Origin of the sequence: Bifidobacterium bifidum ATCC 29521 = JCM 1255 = DSM 20456 (genome assembly GCF_001025135.1) — a bacterium.
GTDB classification, from domain to species: domain Bacteria; phylum Actinomycetota; class Actinomycetes; order Actinomycetales; family Bifidobacteriaceae; genus Bifidobacterium; species Bifidobacterium bifidum.
This window is the reverse complement of the sequence record NZ_AP012323.1, coordinates 2,128,416-2,139,693: the sequence shown is the minus strand read 5'-3', so window position 1 is coordinate 2,139,693 and position 11,278 is coordinate 2,128,416. Positions and strand designations below refer to the sequence as shown.

At 63.3% G+C, this 11,278-nt stretch carries 4 protein-coding genes and 1 pseudogene; all 5 read left to right on the top strand.

What is annotated here, in order from left to right; translation table 11 throughout:
* The 5 genes and pseudogenes from grpE (at position 1) to BBBF_RS08930 (ending at position 11,250) form a co-directional block, all read left to right on the top strand.
* Entirely contained in the window at positions 1-705 is a 705-nt protein-coding gene (gene grpE, locus BBBF_RS08950; protein ID WP_021648256.1) for a nucleotide exchange factor GrpE, read from the top strand.
* Between the two features lie 415 nt (positions 706-1,120).
* The gene (locus tag BBBF_RS08945; protein ID WP_021648254.1) at positions 1,121-2,128 is read left to right on the top strand and encodes a DnaJ C-terminal domain-containing protein; all 1,008 of its coding nucleotides are present in this window, start codon (positions 1,121-1,123) and stop codon (positions 2,126-2,128) included.
* An 88-nt stretch (positions 2,129-2,216) separates the two neighbouring features.
* Positions 2,217-2,729 (top strand): heat shock protein transcriptional repressor HspR, encoded by a 513-nt coding sequence (locus BBBF_RS08940; RefSeq protein ID WP_074740823.1) that lies wholly within the window; start codon positions 2,217-2,219, stop codon positions 2,727-2,729.
* Positions 2,730-3,085: 356 nt separating this feature from the next.
* Positions 3,086-5,590: pseudogene (locus BBBF_RS08935) on the top strand (sialidase family protein).
* Between the two features lie 272 nt (positions 5,591-5,862).
* Positions 5,863-11,250 carry a GDSL-type esterase/lipase family protein gene (locus BBBF_RS08930; protein ID WP_033509742.1) on the top strand — a complete coding sequence of 1,796 codons (5,388 nt, stop codon included), beginning with the start codon at positions 5,863-5,865 and terminating at the stop codon, positions 11,248-11,250.
* The last annotated feature ends 28 nt before the right edge of the window (positions 11,251-11,278 follow it).

Below are 11,278 nucleotides of genomic sequence, written 5' to 3'. Positions count from 1 at the left end.
ATGTCCGAGTTCAACAAGGACGATTACCTGAACGACCTGCCTGACGCGGACAACCTGTCCGCCACCGGGCAGGCCGGCCCTTCCGACGGCGCTGCCGCCGGTTCTGCCGGCAAGGCGTCGGACTCGGCCAAGTCTGCGGATGCGTCTGCTGATAAGGGCGCTGCCGGCCCGGCTGGGGACAAGGCGTCCGCCGAAGCGGGCCCTTCCGATAAGACCGGTGACTCCGCTGCCGCGGGTGCGGATGACGGAGCGGCCGCCGACGACTCGCTGACCCCGCTGGGCAAGGCCAAGAAGGATGCCGCCGACTATCTCGAAGCGTTGCAGCGTGAACGCGCCGAGTTCGTCAACTACCGCAATCGTGCGCAGCGCGAGCAGGAGCGTTTCCGCCAGCATGGCATCATCGACGTGCTGACCGCGTTGCTGCCGGCGCTCGACGACATCGATCGCATCCGCGAACACAGCGAGATGGACGACTCCTTCAAGGCCGTGGCCGCGAAGATCGACAAGGCGTTCGAGAAGTTCGGCGTGGAGAAGTTCGGCGAAAAAGGCGAGGAATTCGACCCCACCAAGCATGAGGCGATCCTGCACAAGCCGGACGCCGAGGCCGAGAAGGAGACCGTCGACACGGTCGTGGAAGCCGGCTACCGCATCGGTGACCGCGTGATCCGCGCCGCCCGCGTCGTAGTAGCCTCCCCGCAAAACTAACCCCCCAAGAGGAGTTTGCGGAAATCCGACCACCCTCAGATTTCCGCAAACCACCTGTCTCATCTCGCTGTCACCGCAGCAAGCGTGCGATACCACACTCGCGCAAAACATGCACCCGACTCGGAGATGCAGACGCAAGTCACTGCACCTAACGAGTGCGGAGTGGGCGGGCATGTTGTCCGACCGTAAACCTCGGCCCGAGCGGCCTGGAGCGAAGTCGGACAACATGCCCGCCAGCTCCGCACGGTCTGCGGTCTCCGCACGGTCGCACGTTGACCGCAGACACGATCACATCACCGTCGTCTCCGCTCCGGTCACAGCAAACATGCCGACCTCCGCGGTGACGAACGCCAATACGCAACAACAGAAAAACAACATACGACACACATACACGCATACACGAAAGGAGACCTGAATGGCTGAGAATGAATGGCTGAGCAAGGATTTCTACAAAGTCCTCGGTGTCTCCAAGGACGCCACCGAGGATGACATCACCAAAGCGTACCGCAAGCTGGCGCGCAAATACCATCCCGACCTGAACAAGACGAAGGAGGCCGAGGAGAGGTTCAAGGACATCTCCGAGGCGTACGACGTGCTCAGCAACAAGGAGCAGCGGCAGAAGTACGACGCGATCCGCCAGTTCGGCATGGGCGGGGCGCGTTTCTCTGGCGGCTCCGGTCAGGGTGGGTTCGACGCTTCCGGATTCTCGGATATCTTCGGTTCGATGTTCGGCGGCAACGGCGGCAATGTGCGCTTCAGCACGTCCGGCGGCGGTCCGAGCAATCTCAACGACATCTTCTCGATGTTCGGCGGGGCTGCCGGTGGCCGTGGCGGTGCGAGCTATGGCGGTTCGCGTTACGGTAACCCGTATGAGGAGCCGCCGACTCCGCAGCGCGGCGATGACCGCAAGTCCAAGATCACGTTGACGTTCCGTCAGGCGGTCAAGGGCGCTACCGTGTCGCTGCGCGTGGACGGCAAGCAGTTCAAGACGCATATTCCCGCCGGGGTCAAGGACGGGCAGAAGATTCGTATCGCAGGCAAGGGCAGGCCGGGCAGCAACGGCGGCGCGAACGGCGACATGTATCTGACCGTGCAGGTGAAGCCGGATCCGCGGTTCACGATGCGCGGCCATGACATCGTCATGGATGTGCCGGTGACCGTAGGCGAGGCTGTGGCCGGTGCCCGCGTGGAAGCGCATGACATCGATGGCGAGACCGTCACGTTCAAGGTGCCGGCGGGCTCGTCCAGTGGCGCGGAGATTCGTGTCGGCGGCAAGGGCGTTCAGTCCGCCACTGCCGGCGACCTGATTGGTTGCGTGCAGATTCGCGTGCCCGCGAAGCCGGGTCTGGGCGCGAAGCACGCCGCGAAGGAATTCGACAAGTCCGTCGAAGGCTACGCCGAAGCGGTTGCCGCCGAGCGGTAATCCTCCCGGCGGCATCTCGCATCGTCGCGGAGCGACTGGGGGCACCATCACCCCGCAGCCGATAATCAACGTTAAGGAGATGATGATCATGGCGCGAATCGCACAGGAAGTCAGGCGTGCGTATGCTGCTTGCGCCGCGGCGTTGGTCTCCGGCGGCGTTGATCTCGATGCAATCGACGCGCTCGGCTTGAACGTGGAGATGCCGGTGTTCACGGTGAGCCAGGCGGCTCAGATCGCGGGTGTGCATCCCCAGACGCTGCGCCAGTACGACCGCCTTGGCCTGGTGGTGCCTCAGCGCACGGGGGGTGGTGCGCGGCGCTACACGCTTCGTGACGTGGCGCGTCTTGCACAGGCGCAGCAGTTGAGCCAGGACGAGGGTATCAATCTCGCAGGCGTCACGCATATTCTTTCGTTGCAGGAGGAGAACAGGCAGCTGCGCCGGCAGATTCGGCATCTTCGCCGTCGACTGGACGGCGATAGCGTGTTCGAGGCCGGTATGGATGGTGAAGTCGTCGAGGTGCGGCAGTCGCCGTTCTATCATGTGCGTCGGCGCGGACGCGCATATATCGCGCCGTTGCAGATCACATCCGGTCGCGAATAGGCGGCCGTCATCCCGTCATAGTCCCATCTGGCATCCGCTGGATGGGACTTTTGTCGTATGGGGACGTCTTGTATCCCGCCATCGTCCCGTTTTATTCCTGTCGGATGGGACTTTGGGCGGGTGCTGGATGGGAAGTGGGGGGGGTGATACGGAATCGCAGACAATTGTATGTCATTTTGTTCACAATGTAGGCTATAATACTGTACCCGACAGCGATTTTGCTATGCCAATGAAGATTGAATAGCAAGATACTATACAAATAACGCTCGATGGTGAGGAAGCCATGCCGTCCCATAGGTGGAACGGCGGTCGGGGCCCAAAGTCGTGACCCGGCGTTGCACAGGAGAGGAACACACATGGTTCATTCGACCAAGCCATCGCTGCTGCGCCGTCTTGGCGCGCTGGTGGCGGCCGCTGCCATGCTGGTGGTACTGCCCGCAGGGGTATCCACCGCGAGTGCGGCCAGCGATGATGCTGACATGCTCACCGTCACGATGACGCGTACCGACACCCTCGGCGACGAGGTATATGTCGGTGACACGCTCACCTACAGTTTCACCAACACCAACAACACGAGTTCGGCATTCACCGCATTCCCCGCCGAGTCGAATCTGAGCGGTGTGCTGACCACAGGAACGCCGAACTGCCGTTATGAGAACCTTGCGGGAGGCGCTTCCTACCCTTGCTCCACGGCCAGCCACACCATCACTGCGGATGATCTCACGGCCGGCAGCTTCACCCCGCGTACCGTGTGGAAGGCCACCTCTGACCGAGGGGGCACTCAGGTGCTGCAAGACAACATCGTCTCCACCGGCGATACCGTCACCGTGAAGGAAGGCAAGCGCCCCGATCCGGCCACCATCCCCACAGACCGTGCCGATGGCGAGGCCGTGCGCCTGGCCACCGCCCGCCAGAACCTCGGTACCGAATGCTACCGTATTCCGGCGCTCGCCGAGGCGCCCAACGGCTGGATCCTCGCCGCATTCGACCAGCGTCCCAATACGGCGATGGCCAACGGCAGCGGCGTCAAGTGCTGGGATGCCCCGCAGCCGAACTCCATCGTGCAGCGCATCTCCAAGGATGGCGGCAAGTCGTGGACGCCGATCCAATATGTCGCGCAGGGCAAGAACGCCCCGGAACGCTACGGCTATTCCGACCCATCCTATGTGGTCGATAAGGAGACCGGCGAGATCTTCCTGTTCTTCGTTCACTCGTACAACAAGGGCTTCGCCGACTCTCAGCTTGGCGTCGATGAGAGCAACCGCAATGTGCTGCATGCGGTCGTCGTCAGCTCAAAGGACAACGGCGAGACGTGGAGCAAGCCGCGTGACATCACCGCTGACATCACCAAGGGTTACGAGAACGAGTAGAAGTCCCGTTTCGCCACCTCCGGTGCCGGCATCCAGCTCAAGTACGGCAAGTACAAGGGTCGTCTGATTCAGCAGTATGCCGTGGGCCGTACGACCGGTTCGAACGCCGCGGTATCCGTGTACTCCGACGACCATGGCAAGACCTGGCAGGCCGGCAACCCGGTGACGGGCATGCTGATGGATGAGAACAAGGTCGTGGAGCTGTCTGATGGCCGTGTGATGCTCAACTCCCGCCCGGGTAACGGTTCCGGTTACCGTCGCGTGGCGATTTCGAAGGACGGCGGCGTGAACTACGGTACGGTCAAAAACGAGACGCAGCTGCCGGATCCGAACAACAACGCGCATATTACGCGCGCGTTCCCGAACGCTCCCGAGGGTTCGGCGAAGGCGAAGGTGCTGCTGTACTCGTCGCCGCGCGCGAACAACGAGGGCCGTGCGAACGGCGTGGTCCGCATCTCGCTCGATGACGGTACCACGTGGTCATCCGGAAAGCTGTACAAGGCAGGCTCGATGGCCTACTCGGTCATCACCGCGCTGAGCGGTGCCGCTGGCGGTGGTTATGGTCTGCTGTACGAAGGCGCTTGGGTCACCGGCGGCGGCATTGACAGCCACGACATCATGTACACGCACATTTCCATGGATTGGCTCGGCTACCTGTCCGCCACCGCAGACGACGTGACCGCTTCGGTTGAAGAGGGTGCCAGCACGGTGGACGTGACCGTTCCGGTGAGCAACATCGGTTCTGTGGATTACACCGGCGTGACGGTGACTCCGGCCGATCTGCCGACCGGATGGTCTGCCTCTCCGGTGAACGTGGGCGCTCTTGCCAGCGGCGCGTCCAAGGACGTGACCGTCACGGTGAATGTTCCCGCAACTGCCAAGAAGGACGATGTCGCCAAGATCGTCCTGCGCGTGACCGGCACGTCCGCTGCGAATGCCGACGCCACGACCGGCTTTGACGGCTCCATCACGGTGAACGTCACCGAAAAGAGCGAGCCCGATCCTGAGCCGGAGCCGACCATCACCGGTGTTTCGGCGGTGACGTCGCAGGCTGGTGTGAAGGTCGGTGACGTGTTTGATGCGTCGAAGGTGTCGGTGACCGCGGCGATGAGTGATGGTTCGTCGAAGGCGCTGGCTGCCGGCGAGTATTCGCTGTCGGCTGTGGATGCTGACGGCAAGGCGGTCGATTTGGCTGAGCCGTTCGCGGCGGCTGGTGTGGTGACGGTCACGGTGAGTGTGCCTGTGGAGGGTGCGAATCCGTTGACGGCATCGTTCACGATTGACGTGGCCGAGAAGAGCGTCGACCCTGAGCCCAAGCCCGAACCCAAGCCCGAACCGGAGAAGCCGGCCGGCCCGAAGGTCGACGTGCCCACCGAGCAGCCCGGCCTGTCCAAGACCGGCGCTTCCACGGCAGGCATGTCCATCGTGTTCGTCTTGTTGGCGCTGTCCGGTGTCGCGGCGTTGTCGCTGCGCCGCCGCTCCGCTCACTGATCTGACCGAGACCTCACTGCCGCGGCGGTAAACCGTCCGGCCGATGAGTGACGGCATACAGGAAAAGCCCCCGAAACACGGGGGCTTTTTCATGTTGTAATTCGTTCACTCTGTAGACTACAATGAGGGAAATTTCAGCGTATCGCTGTGATTCTCATATAACCGATAGTTCATAAAAATCATGCGGTAAAGAAGCCGACTGCGCCGAAGAAGACGCTGCTACCCCCGTATCGGTTCGGAAGCTGACCTGCCGCAGAGAAGAAAGACTCGATATGACCACAATATTCCGACGTGCCACGGCAAAAACGCTGATGCGCAAGCTCAGCGGGCTGCTGGTGGCCATCGCCATGCTGGCAGTGCTGCCGGCTGGCACCATCAGCGCAAATGCGGCGGACGAAACACCCCAAGAATATCTGCAACTCACCCTGACCCGCACCGACAGCAACGGCACCCCGGCCGAAGTCGGCGACAAGCTCACCTACAGTCTCGGCTACAAAAACGTTTCCGATACCGGTTTCATTGTGTATCCCACGGCGTCGAACCTCAACAATGTCGCCACGCCGCAGTCGGCGCGCAACCCCAATCCCATGTGCCGGTGGGGGAATCTCGCGGCGGGTGCTTCGGCTGCATGCACTTGGAGCGCGAGCAAGGAGTTCGCCTACCATGTGGTGACCGAAGACGATGTCGCAAACGGCTTCACGCCCACCGCGACCGTGTCGGCGACCACTCAGGACGGCACCAATGGCGTTCTGCAAAGCGTCGACATCACCGGCGAGACGGTGCCGGCCGTCCCTGCGACCTCCGCACTGCGCGTCGCCATGCAGCGTACCGATACGCTCGGCGATAACGTGAAGATCGGCGACCGGCTGACCTTCAACTTCACCTACACCAACAAAACCGCGCAGAAGATTTATGCCTACCCGAGCGAGTCGAACATCGAACGCGTGGACGTGGTGTCCTATCCGAGAAACAGCTGCCGATCCGGAGTGGAGGCCAACCGGACCGCATCATGTGGGTTCGCCTATCACGTCATCACCGCTGAGGACGTCGTGGCCCGCAGATACACGCCGACAGCCACATTCCGCGCCACATCGGACCGCGACGGCACGCAGGTGCTGCAAGATGACATGACGTTCACCACCGGCACGGTGACCGTCGCGGGGCCGGCCGACGACGCCGCGTCCACGCCGACGGAGCGCAATGACGGCGAACCGCTCCTGCTGGCGACCAACAAGCAGATCGGTGACACCGATTACTACCGCATCCCCGCCATCGCGCAGGCACCCAACGGCTGGATTCTCGCCGCATGGGATTTGCGGCCGAAATCGGCGGCGGACGCGCCCAACCCGAACTCGATCGTGCAGCGCATCTCCAAGGACGGCGGCAAGTCATGGGAGACGCTGGCATACGTGGCGCAGGGACGCAGCGCCACCAACAAATACGGCTACTCCGACCCGTCCTATGTGGTCGACGAGGAAGCCGGCAAGATCTTCCTGTTCTGCGTGAAATCGTACGATCAGGGCTACTTTGGCTCCGTATTGGGTGTGGAAGATGCACGCAACGTGCTGCAGGCCGTCGTCATGGAATCCGACGACAACGGCTCAACATGGAGCGAGCCGCGCAACATCACCAAAGACATCACCAAGGGTCACGAAGACGAGTGGAAGTCCCGTTTCGCATCCTCCGGCCATGGCATCCAGCTCAAGTACGGGCAGTACAAGGGCCGTTTGATACAGCAATACGCTGTGCGCACCACGAGCAACACGAACATCGCGGTGTCCGTGTATTCCGACGACCATGGCAAGACCTGGAAGGCCGGCAACCCCGTGACCGAAGCGAACATGGACGAGAACAAGGTCGTGGAGCTGTCCGACGGTCGCGTGATGCTCAATTCCCGTCCGGGCGCGGCGGGATACCGTCGCGTTGCGATCTCGGAGGACGGCGGCGTGAACTATGGTCCGATCAAGTCGGAGACCCAGCTGCCGGATCCGAACAACAATGCGCAGATCACGCGCGCGTTCCCGAACGCTCCGGAAGGTTCGGCGAAGGCGAAGGTGCTGCTGTATTCGGCGCCGCGTGCGAGCAACGAGGGCCGTGCGAACGGTGTCGTGCGTGTTTCATTCGATGACGGCACCACATGGTCGGCCGGCAAGCTGTTCAAGGAAGGCTCGATGGCCTACTCGGTCATCACCGCACTGAACGACGCCGCCGGCGGTGGTTACGGTCTGCTGTACGAAGGCGAAAGCATCACCTACACGCGCGCGTCGATGGAATGGCTGGGATATCTCACCGCCACGGCGAGCGGCACCGCGACCGTCAAGGAAGGCGAGGGGACGCTGACCGCGCCGGTCACCGTCACCAACGACGGTCTGACCGACTACACGAACGTCACCGTGACCCCCACAGGTCTGCCGTCTGATTGGAGCGCCGAAGCCGTGAACGTCGGCAATCTTGCCGCCGGTCAGAGCGCGACCGTGAACGTTCCGGTGACTGTGCCTGCGGCGGCTGTCAGTGGTACCGTCGCGAAAGCGACGATGAAGATCACCGGCAAGTACGCGCAGTCCGAAGACACGCTGCACAGCTTCGCCGAAGGCGAGTTGTCGGTGACTGTCACCGACCCGGATCCCGCAGCCAAGCGGCTCAAACTCACCATCGAACGTACCGATGACAACGGAGACCCGGTCAAGGTCGGTGACACGCTGACCTACCGGATCACCTATGAGAACGTCGGCACGCAGTCATTCGCGGTCTATCCGCGCGAATCCAATCTGGACGGCGTGACGACCCCGCAGTCGGCGAGCAACCCCGCGCCCGTATGCCGGTGGAGCAGGTTGGATCCGGGAGCGACCGGTGCATGCGTCAGCGGCAACGGCAAGCGGCTCGCCTACCACACGGTGACGGAAGCGGACGCGACAGCCGGCTCGTTCACGCCGAGCGCGACCATCGACGCCACCGCAGACGCGAGCGGCGAGACGGTGCTCGAATCAGTGTCCATCACCGGTGACCCCGTCACCGTGAGCCAGCCGGTCGAACTGCCGGTGGACATCGCCGCATGGAAGACCCGCAACGAGGCGCTCGACGACTGGCAGACGCTCTCCGAAAAGCTCGCAAAGACCGACCGCATCAACTGGCTGTTCACCGGCGACTCCATCACGCACGGCGTGCAGTTCACGCGCGGCTACCGCACCTATTCGGAACTGTTCGCGAACCATCTGGACACCACGCCGGTGCGCGGTGTATCCCGCGCCAACGATGTGGTCATGAACACCGGCATCTCCAGCGCGGACGCCAGTTGGCCGCTCAAGGACGGCGCATTCGAGAAATGGGTGTCCGACAAGCACCCCGACGTCGTGTTCCTCACGTTCGGCATGAACGACGGGCGTACAGGCCAGGCGTTCACCGTCGACCAGTACACCGCCAACCTGTCCACACTGATTGACAAGATCCGTGACCTCGGCGCCATCCCGGTGCTGCAGACGCAGAACTACACGACCAACGCGACGTTCAACGCCAACCTCGACACGTACTTTGACGCGGAACGTCGACTCGCGCTCGACAAGAACGTGCTGCTGGTGGACTTCAACAAGCAGTGGCTGGAACTCGGCGGCGGCAACCGCGAATCCGGCACGTATATGGGTGCCGGCAACGACATCCACCCCGGCGAGAACGGGCACATCGAATGGGCCAAGTTCACGCTGGGAGCGCTCAATATGATCGCCAACGACGACCCGCTCGCCCGGTGGAGCAGCTCCGACACGACACTGGACAAGCCGACCGTGACGGTGGACGCCGACGGCAACGGGCTGAAGGGCTCGGACGGGCTTGAACCCGCCCCGGCCGCGGCCAAGTCCGTGGGTAAGTTCCTCTCCGGCGCACAGTACGTTGACCTGGGCGGCGATGTGGTGAGCGCTGTGGCCGGCAAGCGGGAGTCCAACGTGACCATCAGGTTCCGTGCGTCGGCGACCGGACAGCCGCAGACGCTGTTCTCGCTGGGCGACTCCGACTCCGCGACCCGCGCGACCGTGCGCCTGAGCGCGACCGGTCTGGTGCAGTTCCTCAACTCCGGCAACACCGGCGACTTCTACACGGTCGGCACGAACGACCTCGCGGATGGCGCATGGCATACGGTGTCCGTGAACTTCGTGGCGAACGGCTTCACGATCTATGTTGACGGAGCCGCGATGCGCGCGATCAGCGGCGGCGCGGGCACTCAGCTGAACGTGCCGGGCGCGATCACGGTGAACACGGCCACGGCCGGCGCGATCCGCGGGGCCGACAGCGCCGGCGGCGCGCAGCAGCTCACCGGCATTGTCGATTACGTCGCCGCATGGAGCCGCACACTGACCGATGCGGAAGCCAAGCGAATCAGCGCCGAAACCAGTGCCGTGGCGGTGACGAAGGTCGATGCGGCGGTGAACGCGTTGCAGCCGGTCATCTCCGATACCGGTGCTCGCAAAAATATCGTGTTCGTGGGTGGCGAGACCATCGAAGGCGGGTATACGGATCATCTGATTGCCAAGAACATCGTGCAGCTGCTCGACGAGCGCGTGCGCTGGGAATACGTCACCGGGCTGAGCGCCACGGACCGCGAACTGCAGCGTGCCAAGTTCTTCGTGGCGGCCGGGCAGGGCGGTCTAACTGCCAAGCAGATGGACGAGGACTACGCTGCGATGGTGGGCGAGTATTCGCCGGACATCCTCTTCTTGGCTCCGGACCTGTATGATGCTGACGGGATTCTTGCGGAAAGCGACGCCGCCGCGTTCGCCGGGCATATTCGCTCCGTGGCCGCCAAGGCGAAGGAGGCGGGCGCCAAGGTCGTGCTGGTGACGCCGGTCACCGTGCGCGGCGGGGAAGACGAGTATGCAGGCGCTATGCGCACGGTGGCCAAGGAAGACGATTTGCCGCTCATCGACGCGCAGGCGTGGATTGGCAAGGTCGTCGCCGCTGACGCGAGCGTCAAGACCGCGTGGTTCAACAAGGCCGGCCAGCTCAACTACGCCGGGCATCTCGGTTACGCGCGATTCATGATGCGCTCGCTCGACCTGTACCCGAGCAACGTGTCAAGCAGCCGCATCGCGTCGCTGCCGTACGACACCGCCAATGTTACTTTGGTCGGAGCGAGTGAAAACGGTGGCGAGCTGCCGGTCGGGCGCGTCGAGGGCACCGACAGGGCACACATCGACACCATGCAGATCGGTGCGGCGGCTTCGCTGGTGGTCGCCGACAGCTACGCCGTCTACGAGATCGGCGAGGACGGCGGGCGGACCCTGGTCGCGGACGGCCTCAAGCCTGCGGATGTGCTTGCGGATGGCATCGACGTGACCGTAAACGATACGGCGGCGCACCGGTATGAAGTGGTCGGTTCGGCGAACGTGCCGGAGGGCGCGGACGCCGTGACCGTGACATATACGGCGACGCTGGCGGCTGTCGAGGAGCCGGAGCCCGGGCCGGATCCCGATCCCACTCCAGACCCGAGCGAAAAGCCGGACGGTGACGGTACCGGTGACGGCACTGGTGCCGGTACCGGCGACGTGCAGAAGCCGACCCCGGACGCTGTGGCGAAAACCGGTGCGGATGTGTTCGGTCTTCTTGCCGCAGTGGCGGCGCTGCTCGCGGCAGGCGGTGTGACGCTGTCGCTGCGCCGTCGCGCGAATCGGTAAGTCTCTCGACTGGGCGGCGGCAGTCAAC

Excerpts from the sequence above, each read along its gene's own strand:
- grpE (WP_021648256.1), top strand. The coding sequence starts at position 1 with ATGTCCGAGTTCAACAAGGACGATTACCTGAACGACCTGCCTGACGCG.
- BBBF_RS08945 (WP_021648254.1), top strand. The coding sequence starts at position 1,121 with ATGGCTGAGAATGAATGGCTGAGCAAGGATTTCTACAAAGTCCTCGGT.
- BBBF_RS08940 (WP_074740823.1), top strand. The coding sequence starts at position 2,217 with ATGGCGCGAATCGCACAGGAAGTCAGGCGTGCGTATGCTGCTTGCGCC.
- BBBF_RS08930 (WP_033509742.1), top strand. The coding sequence starts at position 5,863 with ATGACCACAATATTCCGACGTGCCACGGCAAAAACGCTGATGCGCAAG.